General features: G+C 70.0%; 22 protein-coding genes and 1 pseudogene. 8 read left to right on the top strand and 15 right to left on the bottom strand.

The window, feature by feature from the left end:
* A complete protein-coding gene (locus OOZ19_RS16280; protein WP_266090954.1) occupies positions 1-723 on the top strand; it encodes a GntR family transcriptional regulator in 723 nt (240 codons plus the stop codon).
* Between the two features lie 130 nt (positions 724-853).
* Positions 854-1,693: an SAM-dependent methyltransferase gene (locus tag OOZ19_RS16275; protein WP_266090953.1), complete on the top strand. Its 840-nt coding sequence runs from the start codon at positions 854-856 to the stop codon at positions 1,691-1,693.
* A 7-nt stretch (positions 1,694-1,700) separates the two neighbouring features.
* Here OOZ19_RS16275 and OOZ19_RS16270 read toward each other — a convergent pair whose 3' ends face one another.
* The 7 genes from OOZ19_RS16270 to OOZ19_RS16240 all read right to left on the bottom strand — a co-directional run bounded on the left by OOZ19_RS16270 (position 1,701) and on the right by OOZ19_RS16240 (position 9,497).
* The gene (locus tag OOZ19_RS16270) at positions 1,701-2,507 is read right to left on the bottom strand and encodes an ABC transporter permease (RefSeq protein ID WP_266090952.1); all 807 of its coding nucleotides are present in this window, start codon (positions 2,505-2,507) and stop codon (positions 1,701-1,703) included.
* Positions 2,504-3,439 (bottom strand): ABC transporter ATP-binding protein, encoded by a 936-nt coding sequence (locus OOZ19_RS16265; RefSeq protein ID WP_266090951.1) that lies wholly within the window; start codon positions 3,437-3,439, stop codon positions 2,504-2,506. The genes OOZ19_RS16270 and OOZ19_RS16265 overlap by 4 nt, the downstream gene beginning before the upstream one ends.
* Before the next feature lie 104 nt (positions 3,440-3,543).
* Positions 3,544-4,386, bottom strand: coding sequence for an N-acetyl-1-D-myo-inositol-2-amino-2-deoxy-alpha-D-glucopyranoside deacetylase (gene mshB / locus OOZ19_RS16260; RefSeq protein ID WP_266090950.1), 843 nt, complete (start codon positions 4,384-4,386; stop codon positions 3,544-3,546).
* A 112-nt stretch (positions 4,387-4,498) separates the two neighbouring features.
* Positions 4,499-5,488 carry a DUF3048 domain-containing protein gene (locus tag OOZ19_RS16255; protein ID WP_266090949.1) on the bottom strand — a complete coding sequence of 330 codons (990 nt, stop codon included), beginning with the start codon at positions 5,486-5,488 and terminating at the stop codon, positions 4,499-4,501.
* A gap of 423 nt (positions 5,489-5,911) precedes the next feature.
* Positions 5,912-7,990, bottom strand: a complete 2,079-nt coding sequence (locus OOZ19_RS16250; RefSeq protein ID WP_266090948.1) for a xanthine dehydrogenase family protein molybdopterin-binding subunit — start codon at positions 7,988-7,990, stop codon at positions 5,912-5,914.
* Entirely contained in the window at positions 7,987-8,970 is a 984-nt protein-coding gene (locus tag OOZ19_RS16245) for an FAD binding domain-containing protein (protein WP_266090947.1), read from the bottom strand. Before OOZ19_RS16245 ends, OOZ19_RS16250 begins: the two co-directional genes overlap by 4 nt.
* Positions 8,967-9,497, bottom strand: coding sequence for a 2Fe-2S iron-sulfur cluster-binding protein (locus OOZ19_RS16240; protein ID WP_266090946.1), 531 nt, complete (start codon positions 9,495-9,497; stop codon positions 8,967-8,969). Before OOZ19_RS16240 ends, OOZ19_RS16245 begins: the two co-directional genes overlap by 4 nt.
* Before the next feature lie 242 nt (positions 9,498-9,739).
* Here OOZ19_RS16240 and OOZ19_RS16235 point away from each other — a divergent pair, with 242 nt between their 5' ends.
* Complete coding sequence (locus OOZ19_RS16235) at positions 9,740-10,201, top strand: very short patch repair endonuclease (RefSeq protein ID WP_266090945.1); 462 nt, start codon at positions 9,740-9,742, stop codon at positions 10,199-10,201.
* 40 nt (positions 10,202-10,241) lie between these two features.
* Here the strand turns inward: OOZ19_RS16235 and OOZ19_RS16230 are convergent, their stop codons facing one another.
* Positions 10,242-10,511 carry a WhiB family transcriptional regulator gene (locus OOZ19_RS16230; protein WP_266090944.1) on the bottom strand — a complete coding sequence of 90 codons (270 nt, stop codon included), beginning with the start codon at positions 10,509-10,511 and terminating at the stop codon, positions 10,242-10,244.
* Positions 10,512-11,698: 1,187 nt separating this feature from the next.
* Here OOZ19_RS16230 and OOZ19_RS16225 point away from each other — a divergent pair.
* Entirely contained in the window at positions 11,699-13,771 is a 2,073-nt protein-coding gene (locus tag OOZ19_RS16225) for a putative bifunctional diguanylate cyclase/phosphodiesterase (protein WP_266090943.1), read from the top strand.
* 205 nt (positions 13,772-13,976) lie between these two features.
* Here the strand turns inward: OOZ19_RS16225 and OOZ19_RS16220 are convergent, their stop codons facing one another.
* Together OOZ19_RS16220 and OOZ19_RS30175 are read right to left on the bottom strand one after the other, a co-directional pair.
* A complete protein-coding gene (locus tag OOZ19_RS16220; RefSeq protein ID WP_266090942.1) occupies positions 13,977-15,593 on the bottom strand; it encodes a monocarboxylic acid transporter in 1,617 nt (538 codons plus the stop codon).
* The gene (locus tag OOZ19_RS30175) at positions 15,593-16,009 is read right to left on the bottom strand and encodes a DUF485 domain-containing protein (RefSeq protein ID WP_416309442.1); all 417 of its coding nucleotides are present in this window, start codon (positions 16,007-16,009) and stop codon (positions 15,593-15,595) included. The genes OOZ19_RS16220 and OOZ19_RS30175 overlap by 1 nt, the downstream gene beginning before the upstream one ends.
* 441 nt (positions 16,010-16,450) lie before the next feature.
* Here OOZ19_RS30175 and OOZ19_RS16210 point away from each other — a divergent pair.
* Together OOZ19_RS16210 and OOZ19_RS16205 are read left to right on the top strand one after the other, a co-directional pair.
* Positions 16,451-17,782 (top strand): annotated as a pseudogene (locus tag OOZ19_RS16210) (L-lactate MFS transporter); the annotation flags it as partial.
* A 387-nt stretch (positions 17,783-18,169) separates the two neighbouring features.
* On the top strand, positions 18,170-18,307 hold the full coding sequence (locus tag OOZ19_RS16205) for an MFS transporter small subunit (protein ID WP_184477801.1): 138 nt from the start codon (positions 18,170-18,172) through the stop codon (positions 18,305-18,307).
* Between the two features lie 140 nt (positions 18,308-18,447).
* On the opposite strand, the gene OOZ19_RS16200 is transcribed toward OOZ19_RS16205, so the two are convergent.
* The 3 genes from OOZ19_RS16200 to OOZ19_RS16190 all read right to left on the bottom strand — a co-directional run bounded on the left by OOZ19_RS16200 (position 18,448) and on the right by OOZ19_RS16190 (position 21,059).
* The gene (locus OOZ19_RS16200) at positions 18,448-18,651 is read right to left on the bottom strand and encodes a cold-shock protein (protein WP_184477800.1); all 204 of its coding nucleotides are present in this window, start codon (positions 18,649-18,651) and stop codon (positions 18,448-18,450) included.
* Between the two features lie 629 nt (positions 18,652-19,280).
* Positions 19,281-19,784: a hypothetical protein gene (locus tag OOZ19_RS16195; protein ID WP_266090940.1), complete on the bottom strand. Its 504-nt coding sequence runs from the start codon at positions 19,782-19,784 to the stop codon at positions 19,281-19,283.
* A gap of 63 nt (positions 19,785-19,847) precedes the next feature.
* The gene (locus tag OOZ19_RS16190) at positions 19,848-21,059 is read right to left on the bottom strand and encodes an MFS transporter (RefSeq protein ID WP_266090939.1); all 1,212 of its coding nucleotides are present in this window, start codon (positions 21,057-21,059) and stop codon (positions 19,848-19,850) included.
* Positions 21,060-21,113: 54 nt separating this feature from the next.
* On the opposite strand from OOZ19_RS16190, the gene OOZ19_RS16185 reads away from it, so the two are divergent.
* The gene (locus OOZ19_RS16185) at positions 21,114-21,881 is read left to right on the top strand and encodes a helix-turn-helix transcriptional regulator (protein ID WP_266090938.1); all 768 of its coding nucleotides are present in this window, start codon (positions 21,114-21,116) and stop codon (positions 21,879-21,881) included.
* Positions 21,882-21,901: 20 nt separating this feature from the next.
* On the opposite strand, the gene OOZ19_RS16180 is transcribed toward OOZ19_RS16185, so the two are convergent.
* Positions 21,902-22,792, bottom strand: coding sequence for a dihydrodipicolinate synthase family protein (locus tag OOZ19_RS16180; RefSeq protein WP_266090937.1), 891 nt, complete (start codon positions 22,790-22,792; stop codon positions 21,902-21,904).
* Positions 22,793-22,826: 34 nt separating this feature from the next.
* On the bottom strand, positions 22,827-23,600 hold the full coding sequence (locus tag OOZ19_RS16175) for an aldolase (RefSeq protein WP_266090936.1): 774 nt from the start codon (positions 23,598-23,600) through the stop codon (positions 22,827-22,829).
* 165 nt (positions 23,601-23,765) lie between these two features.
* Here OOZ19_RS16175 and OOZ19_RS16170 point away from each other — a divergent pair, with 165 nt between their 5' ends.
* Positions 23,766-24,353, top strand: a complete 588-nt coding sequence (locus OOZ19_RS16170; protein ID WP_266090935.1) for a helix-turn-helix domain-containing protein — start codon at positions 23,766-23,768, stop codon at positions 24,351-24,353.
* Positions 24,354-24,358: the final 5 nt, after the last annotated feature.

Genomic DNA, 24,358 nt, shown 5'->3' with positions numbered 1-24,358 from the left:
ATGACCAGCGCGCAGTGGGTCGACCGGTTGGCAGCGGACCGGTCCCTGCTCGAACGGACCAGCACCGTCGAGCGGGTCACCGACCTGCTGCGGCAGCGCATCATCCAGGGCGAGCTGCCACCCGGGACCCAGCTCTCCGAGGTCAGCGCGAAGGACGCGCTCGGCGTCTCCCGCAACACCCTGCGCGAAGCGTTCCGGCTGCTCGGGCACGAGCGCCTGCTGGTGCACGAGATGCACAAGGGCGTCTCGGTGCGCAAACCCACCAGCGCCGACGTGACCGACCTCTACCGGCTGCGGCGGATCATCGAAGTGGGCGCCGTGCGCAACGCCGCCACCACCAAGCCCGACCTGGTGCAGGCCGTGGCCCGCGCGGTGCGCGCTGGCGAACAGGCCGGCGAGGACGGCGACTGGGGCGAGGTCGGCACCGCGAACATGCGCTTCCACGAAGCGCTGGTCGGACTCGCCGACAGCCCGCGCATCAACGACGCGATGGCCGGCCTGCTGGCGGAGCTGCGCCTGGCGTTCCACGTGATGTCCACCGACGACAAGGGCGAACTCGACCCGCGACGCACCCGCGGCTTCTACGAGTCCTACGTGGAGCGCAACCGCGCCATCGCCGACAAGGTCGCCGAGGGCGAGCTGGAATCGGCCGCCGCCGACCTGGAGGGCTACCTCGCCGACGCGGAGTCCCACCTCATCGAGGCCTACGCCGCCCGAGGCTGAAGCCCTTCCGACCGGGGACGCCGTCGCCACCCGAGCCCCGCAACCGGCCTGCGGAGTCCGCTACCGGTCGCTCCGAACGGACTCCCCGCTCCGGTAAGATCATCACCGCCGTCCCCGTCCGGAGGTGTCGATGTCCGACGAGCAGTCCTGGATTCCGCCCCGGGTGGACGTCACCGTGCCGAGCGTGGCGAGGTGCTACGACTTCGCGCTCGGCGGCAAGGACAACTTCGACGTCGACCGCGCCGCGGTGGCCGCCGCCAACGCGGTCGCCCCGGAAGCGAGCGAGCTCGCGAAGGTCAACCGCTCCTGGCACATCCGGGCCACCCGGTTCCTCGCCGAACACGCCGGGATCACCCAGTACCTCGACCTCGGCGCGGGCCTGCCGACGGCGGAGAACACCCACGAGGTGGTGCGGCGGATCAACGGCTCGGCGCACGTGGTCTACGTCGACAACGACCCGGCCGCCGCCGCGCACGGCCGGGTGCTGCTCGACGACCACCACCTGACCCGCTACGTCGAGGGCGACCTCACCGAACCGGACGAGATCCTCGACCACCCGGTCGTCCTCGGACACCTCGACTTCACCCGGCCGATCGCCCTGTACCAGAGCGCGACCATGCACCACCAGCCCGACGACCTCGACCTGCCGGGCATCATGCGCCGCTACGTCGACGCGCTGCCCGCCGGTTCCTACGTGGTGCTGAGCCACTTCTGGGACCCGGGCGGCGAGGCCGGTGCTCCGGTGCGGCGGATCCGGGAATCGATGCTGGCCCACGGCCTCGACGCCGACCACTTCCGGTCGCGGGAGCAGATCGAGCGCCTGTTCCCCGGCCTGGAACTCGTGCCGTCCGGCCCGAACTCGGCCGACGGCCTGGTACCGCTGCTCGACTGGTGGCCGGACGGTCCCCTGCTCACCGAACCCGGCCCGGTGCAGCGGTGCATCATCGGCGCCGTCGGCGTCAAGCGCTGAGGGCACCTCAGTCGATCAAGCGGCGGCGCATCGCCGTGTAGGCGAGCAGCCACATCAGCCCGGCGAACAGCGCCAGCGCACCCACGTGCAGCAGGTCGATGCCCGGCCGCAGGCCGAAAGCGGCGTGCCGGACGAGCTCCACGCAGTGGTAGAGCGGGTTGAACGCCGCCACCGCGCTCGCCCAGCCGGGCAGCTGGTCGACGGGGAAGAACGTGCCCGCCACCAGGAACAACGGCGTGATCACGGCGCTCACGATGTAGTTGAACGAGTCGATCGAGGGCACCACCGCCGAACACCAGATCCCGAACAGCGCGAACCCGAGCCCGGTGATCAACCCGATCAGCGGCACCAGCAGCATGCCCGGCGCCGGATCCAGGCCGAACACCATCGCCACGAACAGCGGAGCGCAGCCGTACACGCCCGACTTGGTCGCGATCCACAGCGCTTCGGCGGCGACGAGCTCGTGCACGTCCACGGGCGCGGCGAGCATCGCGTCGTAGGAGTGCTGGAACTTGCGCCGCACGAACGTGGTGAACATCCCGGCGAACGCGCTGGTGAACAGCACCGAGGTCGCCACCACGCCGGTGCCGAGGAACTCGATGTACGGCAGCCCGCGAATGGTGGCGATCAGCGACCCGAGCCCGAAGCCGAACGCCAGCAGGTAGATCGTCGGCTCCACCACCGAGGAGAACGTGCTCGACAGCCAGTACCGCCGGAACAGGGTCAGCTCCCGCCGCCACACCCCGGCGAACGCGGCCAGTTCGAACCGCCGCAGCCGTTCGGGCGCGCGGCCCGCGACCCGCGCGTTCGTCATTCCACGGCCTCCCCGGTGAGCGAGACGAACACGTCCTCCAGGTTGCTGACCCGGCGGTGGCCGGGGCCGAGCCGCCGGGTCGTCGCCTCGGACATGCTCTCGGCGCGCAGCACCGACACGGCCGGACCGGTGCGACGCGTCGTCAGACCCGCTTCCAGGGCGATCGCCTCGACTTCGGCGAGCCTGCCCGGCGGGCCGTAGTACTCGACGACGTCCCGCCCGGCGTGCTCCCCGCGCAGGTCCTCGGGGGTGCCGCTGGCGATCACCCGGCCACCGGACATCACCGCGACGGCGTCGGCGAGACGTTCGGCCTCTTCGATGTAGTGCGTCGACATCAGCACGGTGACGCCGTCGGCGCGCAACGCGTCGATCAGCGCCCACAGCTCCTGGCGGACCTGCGGATCGAGGCCGACGGTGGGTTCGTCGAGCAGCACGATCCGCGGCGAGTGCACCAGCCCGCGGGCGATCAGCAGCCTGCGCCGCATGCCGCCGGAGAGCTCATCGGTCTTCGTGTCGGCCCGCTTGCGCAGCTGCGCCAAGTCCAGCGCCCGTTCCACCGCCTCGGCCCGGCTGGCCCGCGGCACCCGGTACAGGTGGGCGAAGACCTCCAGGTTCTGCCGAGCGGTGAGCTCCTCGTCGAGGTTGTCCAGCTGCGGCACCACGCCCATCGCGGTGCGCGCCCGCTTCGACTCGCGCGGCACGCGGAACCCGAGCACTTCGATCTCACCGGCGTCGGCCCTGGTCTGCGCGGTGATCAGGCGCATCGTGGTGGACTTGCCCGCGCCGTTCGGACCGAGCAGCCCCAGGCAGGTCCCGGCGGTCACGGTGAGGTCGAGCCCGTCGACGGCGGTGATCTCGCCGTAGCGCTTCACCACACCGCGCAGCGACAGCGCGGACGCCGTCACGGTCTCGACCCGCTCCCGTGTCGTCATGCACCTACCCCCAGGTGGTCGACGGACTCCGCCAACCGTACTTGCTGACCGGCCTGATCAGGCCGAACGAGGCCGCGGCCACGGGGGCGGGTAGCCCCGGCCCCTCAGCCGAGCCCGGCGAAGAGATCCTCCTCCGCCCCGTGCGGCCCGCCGCCGGGACCGCGATCGCCACGCACGAGCAGGTAGTGCTCGGTCGCGAACTCGGGGCGCCGCACCAGCTGGGCGAAGAACCCGTCGTCGTCCACGTCGACCTGGCTCCGGTAGTGGCGCAGCGCCGCGATCTTCGCCTCGTGGTGGGCGGCGCCGTCGAGCACCGCCGTGATGTCGGCGTCCGGGACGGTGTTGGGCTTGAAGTCGTCGAACCCGGCCTCCCGCATCCGCGTGATGAAGGATTCGGGCAGCACGGTCCAGTAGGTCTTCGGCACGTCCCAGGCCGCGCCGAGCTCCGGGGCGAACTCCGGATCGGCCGCCGGGTCGAGCGCGTCCATCAGCGCCCGGTGCGCGGCGATGTGGTCGGGGTGGCCGTAGCCGCCGAAGTCGTCGTAGGTGATCACGACGTGCGGCCGTTCGGCGCGCAGCAGCTCCACCATCTCGCGGGTGACCTCGGCCGGGTCGGCTGCGGCGAACACGCCTGCCGCGGAGTTGCTCTCCAACCCCGCCATACCGCTGTCGCGCCACCGGCCGGGGCCGCCCAGCCAGTGGTGGCGGACGTCGCCGAACTCGGCGAGCGCGGCTTTGATCTCCCCCCGGCGGTGCTCGCCGAGCGCGTCCGGGGAGTCGCGCAGGTGCGCGAGGTCCTCGGCGACGACCTCGCCGAGTTCTCCGCTGGTGCACGTCACCAGGCTCACGGTGGCGCCTTCGGCGGTGTACCGGGCCATGGTGGCGCCGGTGGCGGTGGCTTCGTCGTCGGGGTGGGCATGCACGAGTAGCAAGCGGCGTTCGCTCATGCTTTCGAGCCTAGCCAACGTCCCCGACAACGCCGCCGGGTTCCCGGCTCTGCGCGGGGAATTGCTCCGCGTGCGCGACGCCGAGCCGCTGGCCGCCTCCGGCGCGGTCACCTCACAACCGGTCGTTCAGCGCGACCCACACCGGACCCGGCGCGAACGGCAGCGGTTCGCCGGAGGCCGTCGTGTAGGTGGTGCCGACGTCCGGGCTGGGCCGGGACCAGCGGGCGTCGAACGCCTTCCCGTCGCGCAGCACCACGGCCCGGCCGGACCCCACGGTCTCCGCGTGCGGCGAGACGCTCCCCGCGCTGTCGCTCAGCGAGGAGTCGCGGACGCGCACCTCCTGCAGCACCACCGTCCCCGCGCCGAGCCGCCCGCTGTCGGTCGCCGCGGCCGGCTCGCCGTCCATCGACACCAGCCACCGCTGCTGCTCCGGCGACCAGGTGAAACCGGTGGACGCGGCCAGGTAGTCGACCTGCGCGGACTCCCGCGGCACGCCGCCCGCCGGAGCCGGGCCGAACACCAGCGGCGCCTTCGGCGACCAGGCCGCTCCCGCCGGGACCTCGTCGGGGCGGACGAACAGGTTGTGCGGAACCGGGCGGTCACCACCGCGGAAGAACGCTCCGGGCAGCTGCTCGGGCCGCACCGGATCCACGGGAGCCGAGTCGAGCTTCGGCAGCAGCTCCGGGGCCGCGCCGGAGAACACCAGCGTCGGCCTGCCGAACTGGGACAGCAGTTCCAGGTCCGTCTCCCGCGCGCTGCGCACCGGCCCCACCACCGGTGGGCGCTTCCCGCCGAACACCGCGACGAGCCTGCTCAGCCCGCCTTCCACCGGTTCCACGACGACCACGTCCGCCGAGCCGATGCCGGTCGGCGGTCGCGCCTCCGGCACGTTGTCGATCTTCACCGCGAGCACCGGCGGGCCGTTGCTCGGTGCACCGGCGGAGGGTGGCTCAGCCGTCGGTTCGGGCGGCGCGGCGCCCTGGGGTGCGTCCGGGGCGCGCTGGGTCCGGGCCGGTTGGCACGCGAGGCCGCCCGCCAGCACGGTCGCCAACACCGCGAGCAGCACCGCCGCCCGCACCAGAACTCCTCGGAATCGCACCATGGCCCACCCCTCACTCGGAGCCCCAGCGTGCCCCCTCTTTCGGGTGACAGGCAAGACCCGCAAGCCCCTGACCAGGTGTTGTTCTTGAGCGAGCACCCCCGAGCGTCACGACTTCCTCCCACGACCAGACCAGTAGCGAGACCAACGCTCCGCCCATCCCGGACAGCAGTGAACGGACCGTCCGACCAACCGAAACGGACGAACGGTCCGTTCACCCCGAACCGACGCCCCGCCGAGCGGAGGCAGGAACGAGTGAACGGACCGTTCGTCCAACGACATTGGGCAGACGGTCCGTTCACTCGACGAGTTCGCCGCCCCGCGAGCACGACCGCAAGCGGAGTGAACGGACCGTTCGTCCAATCTGGTTGGACGAACGGTCCGTTCACCCGAATCCGCCGCAGCGTCGAGGCGGGTGCGCTCGGGTCAGCCGCGAAGGAGCTTGTCCGGTGTGATCGGCAGGTCCCGCACCCGGATGCCCGTGGCGTGGTGCACGGCGTTCGCGATCGCCGCCGGCGAGCCGACGATCCCGATCTCCCCGACGCCGCGGCTGCCCATCGGGTTCGAGTGCGGATCCTGCTCGTCGAGCCAGATCGCCTCGATGTCGGCCACGTCGGCGTGCGCGGCGATGTGGTACTGCGCGAAGTCGTGGTTGATCACGTGCCCGAACTGCGGGTCGAGCACGCTGTGCTCGTGCAGCGCCATCGACAGACCCATGGTCATGCCGCCGATCAGCTGCGAACGCGCCAACCGCGGGTTGACGATCCGCCCCGCGGAGAACACCCCGAGCATCCGCGGCACCCGCACCTCGCCGGTGTCGGCGTTGACCCGCACCTCGGCGAAGTGCGCGCCGAACGAGTGCATCGAGTACCGCTGCGCGTCCGGGTTGTCGGGCATCGCCCCTTCGGCTTCGTCGCCGTCGTCCGGGTCGGTTCCGAACTTCTCCCGGAACCGCCGCGCCGCGTCGACCACGGTCGCGCCCCACGACCCCAGGCCGGACGAGCCACCGGCGACGGTGGCGGTGGGCAGATCGGTGTCACCGATCTCCAAGCGCACGTCGTCCACGTGGCAGTCCAGGGCGTCGGCCGCGATCTGGCTGAGCGCGGTCCAGGTGCCGGTGCCGATGTCGGCGGCCCCGATGCGCACCTCGTACCGCCCGTCGTGGCGGCGGATCGTGGCGGTGGAGCCGGGCATCGCGTGCCGGGGGTAGGTGGCGCTGGCGACTCCCGTCCCGACCAACCAATCCCCGTCCCGCCGGGAATTCGGGGCGGGGTCGCGCTCGGCCCACCCGAACCGCTCGGCGCCTTCCCGCAGGCATTCCGCGAGATGGCGGCCCGAGAACGGCAGGCCGGTCGCTTGATCGACGGCCGGTTCGTTGCGGGAGCGCAGGTCGATGGGGTCCAGCCCGCACGCTTGGGCGAGTTCGTCCATGGCGACTTCGGTGGCGAACATGCCGGGCGCCTCACCGGGTGCCCGCATCCAGAACGGGACCGGTACGTCCAGCGGGACGAGCCGGTGCGTGGTGCGCCGGTTCGGCGCCGCGTACATCGTCCGGGTGCCGACCGCGGTCTGCTCGGCGAATTCCTGCACGGTCGCGGTCTGCTCGATCACGTCGTGGGTCACCACCGACAACGTCCCGTCGCGGTCCGCGCCGAGCCGCACCCGTTGGATGGTGGGCGTGCGGTAGCCGACGAGCGCGAACATCTGCTGCCGCGTCAACGCCAGCTTCACCGGCCGTCCGCCCGCGACCTGAGCGGCCAGCACGGCGAGGACGTTGTGCGCGTGCGCGGTGCCCTTCGACCCGAAGCCGCCACCGACGTGCGGGGCCACCACCCGGATCCGCTCCGGTTCCAGCCCGAGCACCGGCGCGATCCGCGACCGCATCGCGTGCACCCCTTGCGTCGAATCGTGCAACGTGAGGACGCCGTTGCTCCAGGTCGCCATCGTCGCGTGCGGTTCCATCGGGTTGTTGTGCTCCATCGGGGTCGTGTAGGTCTGCTCGACCACGACCTCCGGCCGGGCGGCTTCGACGTCGCCATCCGCGGTGTCCGACGGGAAGGAAGGGTTCACCACTTCCGGCGCGTACAGCGCCTCGTGGTTCTCCCGCAGCACCACGTCGTGCCGTTCTTGCTGGTACTCGACCCGGACCAGGCTTGCGGCCTGCCGCGCGATCTCCGGTGTCTCCGCCAGCACCGCCCCGATCAGCTGGCCGCGGAACGCGATCTCCGGCGACTGCAGCACCCACAGCTCCGCGTCCGAATCGGTCGCCAGCCGAGGAGCGTTCTCGTGCGTGAGCACCGCCGCGACCCCGTCGAGGTCCTCCGCCGCATGAGCATCGATGTACTTCACCCGGCCACGTGCGATCTCCGACTGCAACGGGTGCACGTACAGCGGCGAGCTCGCCGGGTGCTCGACCGCGTAAGGCGCGGTCCCGGTGACCTTCGCCCACCCGTCCAGCCGTTCCAGCGGCATCCCCATGGACCGCGGTCGCAGCAAGTCGGTCATCGCGTCCCTCCCGTCAGCTGCCGCAGCACCGCGACCAGCGTGTTCCTCGCCATCGGCACCTTGAACGCGTTGCCGGTCAGCGGAGCCGCATCGGCCAGCTCGGCCTCCGCCGCATCCCGGAACGCCTCGTCGCCGGCGACCGCTCCGCGCAGCGCTTCTTCCGCCCGGACGGCCCGCCACGGCTTGTGCGCGACGCCGCCCAGCGCGATCCGCGCCTCCCGCACCACACCGCCGTCGAGGTCGACGACGGCGGCCACCGACACCAGCGCGAACGCGTACGTCGCCCGCTCCCGCACCTTCCGGTAGGCCGACCGCGACGCCGTTCCCGGCAGGTCCACCGCCGTGATCAACTCGCCGTGCCGCAGCACCGTGTCCCGCTCCGGTTCGTCGCCCGGAAGCCGGTGGAACTCCGCGACCGGGATGGCGCGCTCACCGTCCTCGCCCTGAACCCGCACCACGGCGTCCAGCGCGACCATCGCCACCGCCATGTCGGAGGGGTGCGTGGCCACGCACTGCCGCGAAGCCCCCAGGATCGCGGCGTCCCGATGATGCCCGCCGATCGCCGAACATCCCGCCCCCGGCAGCCGCTTGTTGCACGGCGTCGTCACGTCCTGGAAGTACGGGCACCGGGTGCGCTGCAGCAGGTTCCCGCCGGTTGTCGCGACGTTGCGCAACTGCCCCGACGCACCCGCGAGCAGCGCCTGCGCCAGCACCGGGAACCGCGTGCGGACCACCGGATGCGCTGCGAGGTCGCTGTTGCGCACCGCCGCACCCACCCGAATCCCGCCGTCCGGCAACTCCCGCACCTCGTCCAGCGGCAACCGGGACACGTCCACCAGCAACTCCGGCGCGCTCACCCCTAACTTCAGGTGATCCACCAGGTTCGTCCCCCCGGCCAGGAACATCGCCCGCGGATTGCCCGCCACCGCCGCCACCGCCCCAGCGGCGTCGGCGGCCCGCTCGTAGTCGAAGGGATTCATCGCGCGCCCTCCCCGGTCCGACGTGCCGCGTGCTCAGCTCGATCGGCCACCTCCCGGATCGCGGCCACGATGTTCACGTAGGCCCCGCACCGGCACAGGTTCCCGCCCATCCGCTCCCGGATCTCGTCGTCGCTGAGCCCGTCGACCTCCGCCGCGACGTCCTCGGTCACGTGGCTCGGCCACCCCTGAGCGGCTTCGTCGAGCATCCCGACCGCCGAGCAGACCTGCCCCGGCGTGCAATACCCGCACTGGAACCCGTCGTGCTCCACGAACGCCCGCGCGATCGGATGCTCCCCCAAACCTCCGGCGGTCGTGATCTCGGCCCCGTCGCACTGCACGGCGAGCGACAGGCACGTCGCCACCCGCCGCCCGTCCACCAGCGCGGTGCACGCCCCGCACTGACCGTGGTCGCACCCCTTCTTCACCGAGATGACCCCCAGGTACTCCCGCAACGCGTCCAGCACCGTCACCCGAGGCTCCACCGCCAGCACGAACAGCTCCCCGTCCACCGTCAACGTGATCTCCATGCCTGGTGCTCCCCTCCTAGACCAGTACCCGACAGGGTGAGCGCCAACCGAGTGGCCCGCTCGCCGCAGCGGTGACGGTGGAGGCGTGTTCGACGGCCCCGGCAGCCCGTTCGAGGTCGCTCTTCAGGGCGGCTCCGGGGATCCGCGAGGAAACTCCACCCGGGGCAGAGCGGCCACCCGTCGCTTCCGCCAATCCCCGAGGGCCGTATTCGAGTTCTGATCGTCGGCGTACGGTGTCGGCCATGGCTTCCCAGCGGCCGTCGGGAGCATCCAGCGAAGGCGTGCGCAAGAGCATGCGGGCCAACAAGGGTCGTGACACGAAACCGGAGCTCGCCTTGCGCAGGGCGGTGCACGCGCTGGGATTGCGCTACCGGGTTTCCACCCGGCCGCTCTCGACGGTGCGTCGAACAGCGGACCTCACGTTCTCGCGAGCCAAGGTCGCGGTCTTCCTCGACGGGTGTTTCTGGCACGGCTGCCCCGAGCACCACACCAAGTCGGCGACGAACTCCGAGTACTGGGCCGAGAAGGTGCACCGGAACCAGGAACGAGACCGCGAGACCGACCGCTTGCTGCGGGATTCGGGCTGGTCGGTCATTCGAATCTGGGAGCACGAGGATCCGGCGTGCGGTGCCGCCGCAGTCGAGCGCGAGGTCAGATCAAGGACTTCAGGACCACGAGACCGTCGGCAGGCACCGCCCTCTTGACGACCGAACAGCTACAAATGAGTCCACAATAGACTTCACCTCACGCCGCCCGGGTCCGGGTGGCGGTGCGGAGTTCGCGGCGTTCGGCCTCGTTGAGGCCTCCCCAGATTCCTGCTGTCTCGCCGTGTTCCAGCGCGTAGCGCAGGCAGTCCTCGCGGACCTCGCAGGACGCGCAGATGCGTTTCGCCAGGTGGGCGGTCCGGCCCTTCTCCGGGAAGAAGGCGTCCGGGTCCGTTTGGGCGCACAGCGCCGATCGGTGCCAGTCGGGCACTTCCACCCGTCCCGGACTCGTTGCGTCGATGAGCCGCATGTCTCGGCCCTCCACTCCCCTCGTTCTTCCACATCGGTGTTCAGGTGTCCTCGCGTTCGGCGAGTTCTCGAACGCAGGACGCGCATCGCGGCCGGTCGGCGAGCGGGTTGCCGAATGCGGGCGCCGTTGCGCAGCCGCATCCGCGGCACGTCCTTCGACAGCGCCGATGCGGACTCGCGGGGCAGCGGAATCCACGCGGTGCAGCACTTTCCGCGCGAGACCGGGCCACCAGCACGGCATCGTTCATGGTCACTTCGTTCGAGCAGGATCCTCGAACCGCCGACGACCGTCCGGAGAACTCCTCGCCAGCAGAGCGGGAAACGCGTTTTTGGTTTTTCGCGCAGCAACGACCGGCCGTCCGCCCGGACGATCGGCGGCGGTTCGGGAAGCCGCCGGATCAGCGGTCCTCAGCATGCCTGGAGTTCACCGGGCCACCACGTTCACGGCACCGCGACGACTCAACGGATCCCGCGTTCACCTGCTAGAACGATCTGAGTCCGCGGTAGGCGCCACATCTCGCGCCGCTCCGGGACGAGCCCGTTTCCGCGCCGGATCCTCGGCACGCGGTCGACCGGGGCGCGGTGCTGCGGTGGGTCAACATCACTCCTGTTCGACGAAGGTGTTCCGCAGCGGGCGAGCGCCGCTGCCCGGTACGGGCGAAGGAAGAGCTCACGTGATGGCGCAACCACTCATCACGGAGCAGAATGAAAGCTCAGATGCCCGAATCCGGGCCGAGCACTCAGCACGTGCGGTCGACAGGTCAATCCGGCGTCAACCGATGCCGTCACTTTAACCACCATAACGATCATTGTCCAGCAGATTATTCGAATCGCGGGGAAGAACCGGAGGACTTTCGACTCTTCTCCCACAGTGGACACCTGATGAACAGCACTGACTCCGCCGATTTCGCGCTGAATCCATCCACGGAGTCCGAGCGCCCAGCGGACGTAGCGCACATCCGGCCGACACGTCGCAGCACACCCCGCCGGAACCTCGATACGCTGCGGTTTCGTTGGCACGCCGCGCAGCGCGCCGGTACCGTGGTTGACGCCGACCGGACGTCGCCGGACGGGGCGGGAGCAGGTTCCGGGGTCACCTGCAGACCATTAGGCGCGCGTCGCCGACGGCGATGCCCCATTCAACTGCGCACCGCGCTGTCCCACCGCAGAAACGGAGATGTGGTGACCATGAGTGGGACACCGAACATCCCGGATGAGCCTTTTCCGCGAACCGGGGCACAAGTGGAGACCGAACGGCTGCTCGGCGCGCTGGCTGCCGACATGCGCGAGTACGCGATTTTCGCGCTGGACACCGAAGGCCGGGTCGCCAGTTGGAACTCGGGTGCACAGCTGATCAAGCAGTACACCAGCCGGGAGATTATCGGGCAGCACTTCTCGATCTTCTACCCCGCCGAGCTCGTCGCGTCCGGCTACCCGGCGTGGGAATTGCGGCAGGCCGCCGCGAACGGCTTCTTCATCGACCGCGGCTGGCGGCTACGCAAGGACGGCACCGCCTTCTGGGCGCACGTCGTGATCACCGCGCAGCGCGCCGACGACGGCCGGCTGGACGGCTTCATCAAGGTCACTCGCGACGAATCCGAGGCCTACGCGCAGCGGGAACGTTCGGACCGGCGGTTCACCGACCTGTTCCAGCTCGCCCCGGCGGGCATCGCGCTGCTGGACCGCCACGACCGGGTCCTCGACGCCAACGGCGCGCTGTGCGACCTGCTCGGCTACCGGCCGCACGACTTGCTCGCACCGGAGCTGATGCACGTCGACGATCCTCGGACCGGGCTGGTCCCGCACGCGGCGCCGGACGACGACGGCAGCGAGCCCGTCTCGCACCGCAGGCTCGCCCGGTCCAACGGTGAGCCGGTGTTCTGCGAAGTGCGGTGCGCAGCCTCGGTGGACTACGACGGCCGGCGCTTCTGGCTGGCGGTGTTCCAAGACCTCACCGAGCAGCAGCGCCGCACCGAGACCCTGCACTTCCAGGCCACCCACGACCAGCCGACGGGCCTGCTGAACCGGCGCGGCGTGCACGAACTGCTGGTGCCGCTGCTGTCCTCGGCCAGCGAGGACGTCGGCGTGCTGTTCTGCGACCTGGACAACTTCAAGCGGTTCAACGATTCGCTGGGCCACGACGCGGGCGATGAGCTGATCAACCTCCTGGCCGAGCGCCTCGTCAACGATCTGCCGAGCTCCTGCACACCCGCCCGCCTCTACGGCGACGAGTTCCTGATCATCTGCTCGGATCTGACGGCGTGCGGCGGGCTCGACACGCTCATCGGTCTCGTCTCGGACCTGCTGTGCGCCGAGATCCCGTTGCGGGACAGGCTGATCGGGGTCACCGCGTCGATCGGCGCGGCGACCCCGCCGGAGGTGGGCACCACCGCCGACGAGCTGATCCGCACCGCCGACGCGGCCATGTTCGCCGCCAAGGAGCAGGGCCACGGCCGCACCGCGCCACCCGCTCCCGTCGGCGGGCTCGCGCTGGAGGAGGACCTCCGCGACGCGTTGCTGCACGACGGCCTCCGGATGCACTACCAACCGATCCTGGCTCGCGACGGGACGATCCTGCTCGCGGAGGCCCTGGTGCGCTGGCCGCACCCGACGCAGGGCTTGCTCAGACCGGACGTGATCCTCCCGGTCGCGAGCCAGGCGAAGCTGCTCGGCGAACTGGACCGGTGGGTGCTGCGCACCGCCCTGCGCGAGGCGAGCCGGTGGCGCTGCCCGCACGGCGCGGCCCCCGGTGTCACGGTGAACCTCGCCGGACTGCGCCCGGATTCGGCGCACTTCCACGCCGAGGTCAGCTCGGCCATCGAGGACAGCGGCATCGAACCGGGCCGGGTGGTGCTGGAAGTCGTCGAGACGGTGCTGGTGGACCTGCCCGCGCAGCCCCGGAAGATGATGCGCCGGCTCAACGACCGGGGCGTGCGGTTCGCGATGGACGACTTCGGCACCGGCTATTCCTCGTTGGCACGGCTCAAAGACCTGCCCACGCAATTGGTGAAGCTGGACCGGAGGTTCGTGGTCGGCATGGAATCGGACCCCACCGATCTCGGCATCGTCCGGGCCGTGATCGAGCTCGCCAGGGGCATGGGGCGCACGTGCATCGCCGAGGGCGTGGAAACCCAGGTGCAGGCCGACCTGCTCAACGAACTCGGCGTCGACGCGCAGCAGGGATTCCTGTACTCCCGGCCCGTTCCGGACGCGCAATTCCGCGACCTGCTCACCGCGCCGCGGTCGATGCCCGCCGAGTGAGGCCGAATTCGATCAGTGGCGATCGGCGCGGAGCCGCCCGAATTGCTCCGATGGTGATCCTGGCGCGGCGCCGACGCCGAAATCGGCGAAGGCGACATCAACCGGCCGAAGAAGACGACAACGGGCGCGGCGGCCCTTTCCCGCGCCTCGGAAACGCACGAGGGCCGCACCGGGATTCCGGTGCGGCCCTCGTCGCGCGGTCACGTCAGCGGCGCGGCGCCTCCAGCGCGAGGCCGGAGCCGATGCCGGTCAGCGAGCGGACCTCCATCTCTGCCTGCTTCGCCGGGTCCTGGTCCTTCTTACCGACCAGCGTGCCGATGAACCCGGCCAGGAAGCCCAGCGGGATCGACACGATCCCCGGGTTCGTGAGCGGGAAGACGTCGAAGTCCGCGTTCGGGAACATCGCCGACGGGCGACCCGACACCGCGGGCGAGAACGCGATCAGCACGATGCACGAGATCAGGCCCGCGTACATCGACCACAACGTCCCCGCGGTGTTGAACCGCCGCCAGAAAAGCGAGTACAGCATCGTCGGCAGGTTCGCCGACGCCGCCAGCGCGAGCGCCAGCGAGACCATGAACGCCGCGTTCTGCCCGATGGCCGCGATCCCACCGACCGTGGACAGCACGCCGACGATCAGCGCGGTGATCCGAGCGACCCTGATCTCCGAGCCGGTGTCGGCCTCGCCGCGCTTGATGATGTTCGCGTACACGTCGTGCGCGAAGGACGCCGACGCGGTCAGGGTGAGACCGGCGACCACCGCGAGGATCGTCGCGAAGGCGATCGCGGCGACCACGCCGAGCAGCGGCGAACCACCGATGCGGTAAGCCAGCAGCAGTGCCGCGGAGTTCTCGCCGCCGGGCGCGTTGGTGATGGCCTCGGAACCGACCAGCGCCGTCGCGCCGAACCCGAGCAGCATCGTGGCCAGGTAGAACACGATCATCGTCCAGGTGATCCAGACGACGGAGCGACGTGCTTCCCGCGCGCTCGGCACCGTGTAGAACCGCATCATGATGTGCGGCAGGCAGGAGATGCCGAGCACGATCGCCATCGCCAGCGAGATGAAGTCGATCCGGGACAGCGAGGTCTGCCCGTACTGCGCGCCGGGCTCCAGCAGCGCCTGCCCGATCGGGCTGTTGTTCGCGGCCTGCTCCAGCAGCGCCGAGAAGTCGTAGGAGAACCGGCCGATCAGGAACACGGCCATCAAGGACACGCAGATCAACAGCAACGTCGCCTTGATGATCTGGACCCAGGTCGTCCCCTTCATGCCGCCGACCAGCACGTAGAAGATCATGATCAAGCCCACGGCCACGACGACCATCGCTTGACCGAATTTGCTCTGCACGTCGAGGAGCAATGCGACGAGACCACCGGCACTCGCCATCTGCGCGACCATGTAGAAGAAAGAAATGACCAGCGTGGTGTTCGCCGCAGCGGCCCGCACCGGACGCTGCCGCATCCGGTAACCGATCACGTCGCCCATCGTGAAACGGCCGGTGTTCCGGACGAGCTCAGCGATGAGCATCAATTCGATGAGCCACGCGACGAGGAATCCGACCGAATAGAGGAATCCGTCGTAGCCGTGCACCGCAATGGCGCCGGCGACTCCGAGGAATGATGCCGCGGAAAGCCAGTCACCGGCCAGTGCGACACCGTTCTGCGCGCCGGTGATATTGCCGCCCGCCACGTAATAATCGGACGCGGTCGCGTTCCGGGTCGACACCCGGTACACCACGAAGAGCGTCAGCAGCACGAATGCCACGAACACGCTGACGGTGGTCGTCGGGTCACCGACGGCCCCCGCCGCGAAGTTGATCGTCATCAGCGGCCGGTCCCTTCCTGCTCCCGAAGGCGCTCGACGAGCGGGTCGATGCGCTTGCGCACGTACCGCCCGTACGCCACGGTGACGATCGCCGTGGTGACGAACTGCAGCAAGCCCAGCACGATCCCCATGTTCACCACGCCGAAGACCGGCTGGCTCATGAAGTCCTCGGCGTAGGCGCCCAGCGCCACGTAGGTGAAGTACCACGCGAGGACGAGCAGCGTCATGGGGAACACGAACCATCGAAAACGACGCCGGAGAGCGACGAAATCGTCACTCTCCTGAATTGCGACGAAATCGGTACCATTCGGGTTGGTGGGGCGCCGAAGGCTGTGCTTCGAGATGTTGCCGAATCTCGGCTCTGGAGGCTGACCTTCAAGCCGACCTCGGCTTCGGTTTTCCGACGTTCGGGTCATGCTGTGGATCCTTCGGGCTTGCTCACGCGTCAAGGAATCAGGAGTCTAGTCCCACGGATGTGCGCGAAGCACACGCGGGGACTACCCGAAGGATTAGCTACATCGCCGCAAACAATTGGTCTCAATATGATCACAACAATGTGAGCGCGAACAGCTCTCCGGATCACTCCGCGTAACCCCCGAAGGGTCGCTTTCATATTGTTCAGTGCGTTTCGTCCGGCTCTCCGAGCCGCTTTCCCGTGCGCAGTAAGGCCCTTCCGCCCCACCAGCGATGATCACTTTTGGTGACGCCTCGCCGAGACCACCGGCCAGCGCATGATGTTTTTTCGCTGATTTCCCGTTTGACCAGGCAGGTAGCATCTCGAATTCGTGCGCCCCGACGTGCCGGGGCGCGTTTCCGGTACCAGACACCGGAACCCCTTGCACCAAGGAGGTTTACTTGTGACAGTGCGTGACGGATTCTCGGTCGTTGCGCCACCGACCTGGAACCGTTGGCTAGTTCCACCCGCCGCGCTGGCCATCCATCTTTCCATCGGGCAGGCCTACGCGTGGAGCGTTTTCAAGAGCCCGCTGGAATCGAGCCTCCAGATCTCCGGTACCGGTAGCGCGCTGCCGTTCCAGGTGGCGATCTTCTTCCTCGGCCTGTCAGCGGCGTTCGGCGGCAAGTTCGTGGAGGCCCGCGGCCCGCGCTGGGCGATGATGGTCTCCACCGTCAGCTTCGCGGCGGGATTCCTGATCTCCGCGTTGGGCATGTACGTGGGCCAGTACTGGCTCGTCGTCGTCGGGTACGGCGTGGTCGGTGGCATCGGTCTCGGCATCGGGTACATCGCGCCCGTGTCCACGCTGATGAAGTGGTTCCCGGACCGTCCCGGTCTCGCCACCGGCATCGCCATCATGGGCTTCGGCGGCGGCGCGATCATCGCCTCGCCGTGGTCGACGGCGATGCTCAGCGCCTTCGGCAAGACCGCGGAAGGCATCGGCACCACGTTCTTCGTGCACGGCGTCGTCTACGCCGTGTTCATGACGCTCGGCATCCTGCTGGTCCGGGTTCCCCCGCCCGGCTGGACCCCTCCCGGCTGGACCCCTGCCGCGGCGGCGAAGAGCGTCAGCACCATCCGCGTTTCGGCCAACAGCGCGATCAAGACGCCGCAGTTCTGGCTGCTCTGGATCGTGCTCTGCCTGAACGTCACTGCGGGCATCGGGATCCTGCAGAAGGCGTCGCCGATGATCCAGGACTTCTTCGCGGACACCAGCACGCCGGTGGTCGTCGCCGCGGCGACCGGCTTCGTGTCCCTGCTGTCGCTGGCCAACATGGGCGGGCGCTTCGTGTGGTCGGCGCTGTCCGACCGCACCGGCCGCAAGAACATCTACCGCGTCTACCTCGGGGTGGGTGCGCTGGCGTACCTGCTGCTGCTGTTCGCGGGCGACAGCAGCGTCGCCCTGTTCGTCGTCGCCGCGATGCTGATCATGTCCTTCTACGGAGCGGGCTTCGCGACGATCCCCGCGTACCTGAAGGACCTGTTCGGGACCTTCGAGGTCGGCGCGATCCACGGGCGGCTGCTGACCGCGTGGTCGATCGCGGGCGTGCTCGGACCGGCCATCGTGGATGCGCTGGCGGACTCCGGTGAGGCCGCGGGCAAGTCCGGTGCCGAGCTGTACACGGTGTCGTTCTACTTGATGACCGGATTCCTGGTGATCGGGTTCGTGGCCAACGAACTGATCCGCCCGGTGAAGGCCAAGTTCCACGAGCCGGCTCCGGAAGCGGTCGAGGCCGCGTCCGACGACGAGACCGGTGCGAAGGACGAATCCGAGGACCAGGTCGCTTCGAAGGACGTGAGCACGTCCGAGGACGAGGCCGAGCCGAAGGACGAGAGCACGTCCGAGGACGAGGCCGACTCCAAGGACGACTCCGGCGACGAGGTCTCCGACAAGGCCGAACCGGCCGACGACGAGGCCGGTGCCGCTGGTTCCGAGGACGAGAAGGCCGACGACACCGTCTCCGACAAGGCCGACGAGGACACCGGCGAGCAGGCAGGCGGATCGGCGGGCGAGCAGGCCGAGGCCGGCGAGTCCGACGAGAAGGCCGGCGACGATGCCCCGAGCACCGAGAAGGCCACCAGCTCTTCCGGCAAGCAGAGCAGCTGAGGGGACAGGCGAGACATGACCGAGCAGAAGACCGCGCCCGAGGGCGGAGTCAAAGTCCGAGCCCTTCTCACCGTGTCCTGGCTGTGGGTGGGCGTCCCGTTCGCCATCGGCGTCTACCAGCTCGTGATCAAGGCGTCGCAGCTGTTCATGTAGTGAACGGCGCCGCGTTGCGAGCAGCGGGAAAGCACAATGAGGCCGACCGTCCGAATCGGACGGTCGGCCTCATTGATCTGTGCTGCGATGACCTAGGAGCGAGGCTCCGCGATCATGCGCTCAGTTCGCCGGAAGGGCGATCAGACCACACGCACGGACTCGGCCTGCGGGCCCTTCGGTCCCTGGGTGACCTCGAAGGAGACCGTCTGGTTCTCCTCCAGGCTGCGGAAACCGGCGGCGTCGATCGCCGAGTAGTGCACGAAAACGTCGGGTCCACCCTCGGACGGCTCGATGAAACCGAAGCCCTTCTCCGAGTTGAACCACTTCACGGTGCCCTGTGCCATGTTGTTCTCCATCCTGGTAGCTGGTTGGTTCCGGTGCCGGTTTCGACACCAGGGTCGCGGATCTCAGACGGCGACTACTCCAGCTACTCCAAAGACAGCAGCGCGCCCGCATCAGCAATCCTGCGAGCGTGCGAAAACACGAACCCAGAAACAACGACCAGGTGCAACACTACACCTCGCCGCGCCACGGGTGGCCCACCGGTGGCTCCACGCAGGCCGCCACACGCCTCAGCCGGTGGGCTTTGCTGGGACTTTGCCGATCACAACCCCGAAAAAAGTGTCCTGAATCACACATTCGGCCGTGTCGGATCCCGCCCAGGTGCCGTCGAGCCGCGGTGGCACCTGGGCGGTGAGCCTCGTTCGGCGAGGCGCTCGACCGTCCCCCGCGGCGACCGGCTTCTCGTCGTGGGTCGGCTCCTCCCGCCCGGACCGGCCTTCCTCGTCTCCGGCGACCACCGGCCGGTCGGTTCGGTTCCGTCCGGCGCGCAGGTGCTGCGGTAGCCGACGACGCCGTCGAACCAGAGCAGGTACTTCCACCCGGCGAACTCCGGCACCTCGCGGACCTCGGCCTTGATCTCGCCCTGAACGCTCTGCTCGTTCCCCGGCGGTCGCTCGTGGCGGTAGGCGGCTCAGCGCGTCGCGGCGAGTCCGCGCTCATCGTGGGTGGCGACCGGCCACGGCCGCCGCGAGTGGTCGAGCGCATGCTCGATCCACGCCAGGACGCCCTCCAGTTCGGCGTTCAAGTCCTCCTGCTCGACCTCGAGGTCCGGCTCGCCGGTGCGCCGCAGGAACGCGGGGAGGTCCTGGAGCCGCTCCCGGATCCAGGCGACGGGGTCGGCGGTAAGAGCGGTGTCGAAGACGCGGTCGCCGGGCTCGCCGTCCCGGACGTCCGGGTGCCAGTGGATGCGGTCGGCGCGCCCCGGTCCGGATTCCAGCAGGTCGAGGCGGCAGAAGGCCGGTCGCACCGTCCACCGGTCGGATGCGTAGATGCTTCCCTCGTGGTGGTCGTCCACGACGCGGAACTCGATCCGCAGCCCTCGCTCCCGCACGTCCGGCCCCGTCCCGGCCGGGTCCCGGAAGTCGACCTCCTCGGCCGTGATCGCCAGCAGCCCGAACTTCCACACCACGTGCATCTCGGCTCCTCCTCGCCCGCTCCCGCCGTCGAACGCCCGCGATGAGGCGCTCCCGCGCGGAACTCAGCCTGTCCCGGCCGGGCCGCCCCCGGCAAGCGCCGGTTCGCGCCGGGCCGGTTCGCGCAGGAAGGCGGAGAGCAGGATCGCGAGCACCGGCACGGTGGCCAGGACCGCGAGCGCGCCACGAGGACCGTGGTGACCGGCGACGACGCCCAGCAGCGGCATGAACAGACCACCGGCGCTGACCGCGAGGCCGAGCGTGACCCCGGCCGCGGTTCCCGGCCTGCTGGGCAGGTAGTCCTGGCCGAGTTTGATCAGCACGGCGAACGGGATGTTCGAGATCAGCCCGACCAGCAACGCCAGCGGCAGCGCGAAGTGCTCGTCGTCGCAGAGCAGCATGAGCCACAGCGCGGGCAGCATGGCGGCGTTGCCGATCTGCACCGTGCGCACCATGCCGATGCGGTCGGCGAGCCTGCCGCCGAGCAGCGTGCCGAGCACACCGCCGCCGAGCTGCAGCGTCAACGCGAGACCGCCGAGGCCGCTGCTCGCGCTCAGGTGGCGGATCCAGTACAGCGCGATGAAGGTGTTCAGCCCGGTCGAGATCGTGGACCGCACGACCTCGACGGCGGTCAGGGTCGCGAACAGGCCGGGCCGGTCCGCGCCCTCGCGCCGGGCCTTCTCGGCGACGGCGACGGACGTGCGGTCGTGGTGGCGCAGCAGGACGAAACCCATGAGCACGGCAGGAGGGATGAACAGCGCGGTCGCACCCAGCCCGAGGTTGTCCAGGGCCGGTGTCACCAGCGCGGGCCCGACGAAGAAGCCGACGCTGCCGCCCGCGGCGAAGTAGCTCATCGCGGTGGCGCTGCCCCCGGCCGCGCAGCGGGCGTCGCGCCCGGCGGGCGGGTGGAACATCGCGATGCCCGCACCCGCCGTCAGCAGCAGCGCGAACACCAGCGGGTAGGACGGCGCGAGTCCGGACAGGCCCGCGCCGATCCCGGCCAGGCAGATTCCCAGCGGTGCCATCCAGCGGAGCCGGTACCGGTCGGCGAGCAGTCCGATCGGCACCTGCGGCAACGCGCTGCCCAACGTCGCGGCGAGCGCCAGCCCTGACGCCTGCACGTAGCTGAAGTCCCGCTGCAGCACGAAGAACGGGACCGCGGCGGGCACGAGGCCCTGGTAGAAGTCGTCGACGGCGTGGGCTCCGGCCCAGAGCCGCATCCGGTGCCAAGGCCCCGGCAGGTCGTGGGAAACGCTGTCGTCCTGGATCGAGGTCACGAGTCCACCCTGGTCAACGGACCGCTGGGCGCGCTTCCCGTAATCTGCCCACCGATGTCGCAGATCCGCCACGCGCCCGTCGCGCCGACCAGCACCCAGTTCCGCGACGGCGGCGACACCATCGACCGGCACCGCCACGACGACCACCAGCTCATCTACGTCAGCTCCGGAGTGCTCGCGATCACCACCGAGCACGGCTGCTGGATCGCCTCCCGCGACCGGGCGCTGTGGGTGCCGGCGAACACCTGGCACGAGCACCGCTTCTACGGCCGGAGCCGGTTCCACACGGCCGGTTTTCCCGTCGGCGGCGGGGCACCGCTGCTCGACGCGGAACGACCGACGGTCATCGCGGTCGACGCCTTGGTGCGCGAACTCCTCATCGCGCTCACCGGCACCACCCTCACGCGGGTGGAGACCCGGCACGTCGAAGCGGTGCTGCGCGACCGCCTGCGCCGGGTGACGGCTCAGCCCGTCGTCCTGCCCACCGCCCGCGATCGGCGCCTGGCCGACGCCTGTCGCCTGGTCGAGGACGATCTCCGCAGGCCACGCACCCTCGCCCAGCTCGCGGGCCAGGTGCACACCAGCGAGCGCACCCTCTCGCGGCTCTACCGCGACGAGTTCGGCATGAGCTTCCCGCAATGGCGCACCCGCGCCCGCACCCTCACCGCGATGATCATGTTGGCCGAAGGCTCCTCCGTCACCGACACCGCGCACGCGTGCGGGTGGGCGACCACCAGCGCCTTCGTCCACACCTTCGCGCGGTCCACGGGCACCACTCCCGGCGCGTACCGCGCGGGCGTGGGAACCGACGCCGCGCCCTAGCCGACGGGGGGCGTGCCGGGTCAGGAGTCGGCCGGGGCCTCGATGCGTTCGATGAGTCCGGACAGCGCGCGGGTCTCCTCCTCGGTGAGCGGTTGCAGCGGGAGCCGCGGGATCCCGGCGTCGATGCCGGTCAAGGACAGTCCGCCCTTCACCGCCGTGGGCAGCCCGCGCGCGACGATCAGGTCCAGCAGCGGCCGGATCCGTCCGAACAGGTCCCGAGCCGTCTCGGTCTCGCCGTCCACGACGGCGCGGTGGAAGGCGCTGATCTGCCGCGGGATCAGGCACGGGGCGGCCGTGCACCATCCGCTGGCCCCGGCCTGGAACGCCTCCAACGCGAGCGGGTTGCTCCCGTTGAAGTACGGCAAGGTGGCGTCGCTGAGTTCGCGCAGCCGGTGCATGCGCGCGATGTCGCCGGTCGATTCCTTGACCATCGTGATGTTCGGGACGTCGCGGACCAGCTCCCACAACGACTCCGGAGCGACGTCGACGCCCGCGGTCGCGGGGTTGTTGTACAGCATGACCGGAATGCTCACGGCGTTCGCGGTGCTCTCGAAGTGCCGCTGGATCTCCAGCGGGGTGAGCTTCCAGTAGGAGACCGGCAGCACCATGATCGCGGTGGCGCCGAGCGCTTCGGCCGCCCGCGCCCGCCGCACGGTCCCGCGAGTGGTCACGTCGGACACGCCCACCACGGTGGGCAGCGCGCCCCGGACGTGCCCGATCATGGCGGCGGCGACCTCGACCCATTCGTCGAAGTCGAGGTAGGCGGATTCCCCGGTGCTGCCCAGCGGGGCGATGGCGTCCGCGCCGCTGTCGACGAGGCGGTCCAGCACCCGGCGCAGCGCGGGGTGGTCGATCGACCCGGTGGCGGTGAACGGAGTCACCGGGTAGGCGACGATCCCGGAAATGGTCATCAGTGGTCAGCTCCTCGCGAGGGGTGTCGGGGGGTCAGATCGCGTCGGGGTGCCTGCGCAGCGCGCGCCGGGCGTAGTACTGGAAGTTCGCGACGCTGCGGCGGGGGCTCAGCGTCCAGTCGTGGGCCTCCTGGGCGAGGCGCGGCGGGAGCGGCTTGATCTCGCCCGCGCTCATCGCGAGCAGTTGCAGCTGGGCGCCGCGTTCGATCAGGTGCGCCAGGGAGCACGCCTCCTCGATGCTCGCGCCCACCACGAGCTGCCCGTGGTGGGCGAGCAGGATGGCCCGCTTGTCGCCGAGCGCGGCGGAGATGATCTCGCCTTCTTCGTTGCCCACCGGGACACCCGGCCAGTCCGGCAGGAACGCGCAATCGTCGTAGAGGGGCGCGATGTCCATCTGCGACACCTCGAGCGGGATCTCCAGCATCGCCAGCGCCGCCGCGTGCAGCGGGTGGGTGTGCACGATGCACTGCACGTCCGGGCGCGCCCGGTAGATCCAGCTGTGGAACCTGTTGGCGGGGTTGGCCATGCCGGATCCTTCGAGGACGGTGAGGTCCTCGTCCACCAGCAGCAGGTTCTGCGCGGTGATCTCGTCGAAGCCGAGTCCGAGGCGTTGGGTCAGGAACGTGCCGGGCGCGTCCGCGCGGGACGAGATCTGCCCGGCGAGTCCCGCGTCGTGGCCGGCGTCGAACAGCGCCCGGCAGGTCAGCGCCAGCTTCTCCCGGTCGGTGCGCTCCGTCGCCGCGAGCTCGGCCTCCATCGAGGCCTCGGCCGAGTCCATCAGGTCCTGCTTTCCCAGGTGCATGGTCATGGCGGCACTGCCCTTCCCGCGTCCGGCCTTCCCTCGTCCGGCCCCGCTCGACTTCCGGGCGGGGCACGGCGACGATATGACACAAGTGTCTTGTCGGCAACTCGTGTCTTTTCACGGGGCGATGGGTACAGTTCCGAGGCCGCTCACGACCGAGGAGGAGAGAGGGTGTCCGCCAAGATCCGGATGTACCGCCTGGGCAAAGGCCTGACGCTGGAAGAGCTCGCGACGGCGGCGGGGCTCACGAAGAGCTACCTGTCCAAGGTCGAACGGGGCAAGAGCTCCCCGTCGATCGCGATCGCGATGCGCATCGCCCAGGAGCTCCAGGTGGACGCGGCGGAGATCTTCGGCCCGACGCCGGGGAATTCCGGCTCGGCGCTGGTCGAGACCGCCGAGGCGCGCCCCGCCGCGCCCGCCCGCGCCGGAACGCCGAGCTACGTGCCGATCGCCGCGACCACGCCGGGCAAGCACATGCACCCGTTCTGGGTGCACCCCGGCGACTCCGGCGACGGCCCCCTCGTCGAGCACGGTGGCGACGAATTCGTCTACGTCGTCTCAGGTTCGGTCGAGCTCACCGTCGACGACGAGGTCCACCGGATGGCGGCAGGGGACACCGCCTACTTCGCGGCGACCCGGCCGCACCGCCTGCGTTCGGTCTCCGGCCCGGAGCGGGCGGTCGCCCTGGTGACCACGACCGTCGACCGGCATCCCCACGGCTCCGGTCCGAGTCCGGAGAGCAGCTCACCGGCTCGCTAGGCCGT

This window comes from Saccharopolyspora sp. NFXS83, from assembly GCF_026241095.1.
Lineage (GTDB): Bacteria > Actinomycetota > Actinomycetes > Mycobacteriales > Pseudonocardiaceae > Saccharopolyspora_C.
This window is presented reverse-complemented; position numbering and strand designations above follow the sequence as displayed.

Coding starts and splice junctions, on each gene's coding strand:
- OOZ19_RS30175 (WP_416309442.1), bottom strand. CDS start 16,009: ATGACCCGAACGTCGGAAAACCGAAGCCGAGGTCGGCTTGAAGGTCAG.
- OOZ19_RS16245 (WP_266090947.1), bottom strand. CDS start 8,970: ATGAATCCCTTCGACTACGAGCGGGCCGCCGACGCCGCTGGGGCGGTG.
- OOZ19_RS16205 (WP_184477801.1), top strand. CDS start 18,170: ATGACCGAGCAGAAGACCGCGCCCGAGGGCGGAGTCAAAGTCCGAGCC.
- OOZ19_RS16230 (WP_266090944.1), bottom strand. CDS start 10,511: ATGCGGCTCATCGACGCAACGAGTCCGGGACGGGTGGAAGTGCCCGAC.
- OOZ19_RS16235 (WP_266090945.1), top strand. CDS start 9,740: ATGGCTTCCCAGCGGCCGTCGGGAGCATCCAGCGAAGGCGTGCGCAAG.
- OOZ19_RS16225 (WP_266090943.1), top strand. CDS start 11,699: ATGAGTGGGACACCGAACATCCCGGATGAGCCTTTTCCGCGAACCGGG.
- OOZ19_RS16265 (WP_266090951.1), bottom strand. CDS start 3,439: ATGACGACACGGGAGCGGGTCGAGACCGTGACGGCGTCCGCGCTGTCG.
- mshB (WP_266090950.1), bottom strand. CDS start 4,386: ATGAGCGAACGCCGCTTGCTACTCGTGCATGCCCACCCCGACGACGAA.
- OOZ19_RS16195 (WP_266090940.1), bottom strand. CDS start 19,784: ATGCACGTGGTGTGGAAGTTCGGGCTGCTGGCGATCACGGCCGAGGAG.
- OOZ19_RS16240 (WP_266090946.1), bottom strand. CDS start 9,497: ATGGAGATCACGTTGACGGTGGACGGGGAGCTGTTCGTGCTGGCGGTG.
- OOZ19_RS16250 (WP_266090948.1), bottom strand. CDS start 7,990: ATGACCGACTTGCTGCGACCGCGGTCCATGGGGATGCCGCTGGAACGG.
- OOZ19_RS16280 (WP_266090954.1), top strand. CDS start 1: ATGACCAGCGCGCAGTGGGTCGACCGGTTGGCAGCGGACCGGTCCCTG.
- OOZ19_RS16175 (WP_266090936.1), bottom strand. CDS start 23,600: ATGACCATGCACCTGGGAAAGCAGGACCTGATGGACTCGGCCGAGGCC.
- OOZ19_RS16270 (WP_266090952.1), bottom strand. CDS start 2,507: ATGACGAACGCGCGGGTCGCGGGCCGCGCGCCCGAACGGCTGCGGCGG.
- OOZ19_RS16220 (WP_266090942.1), bottom strand. CDS start 15,593: ATGACGATCAACTTCGCGGCGGGGGCCGTCGGTGACCCGACGACCACC.
- OOZ19_RS16185 (WP_266090938.1), top strand. CDS start 21,114: ATGTCGCAGATCCGCCACGCGCCCGTCGCGCCGACCAGCACCCAGTTC.
- OOZ19_RS16180 (WP_266090937.1), bottom strand. CDS start 22,792: ATGACCATTTCCGGGATCGTCGCCTACCCGGTGACTCCGTTCACCGCC.
- OOZ19_RS16200 (WP_184477800.1), bottom strand. CDS start 18,651: ATGGCACAGGGCACCGTGAAGTGGTTCAACTCGGAGAAGGGCTTCGGT.
- OOZ19_RS16275 (WP_266090953.1), top strand. CDS start 854: ATGTCCGACGAGCAGTCCTGGATTCCGCCCCGGGTGGACGTCACCGTG.
- OOZ19_RS16255 (WP_266090949.1), bottom strand. CDS start 5,488: ATGGTGCGATTCCGAGGAGTTCTGGTGCGGGCGGCGGTGCTGCTCGCG.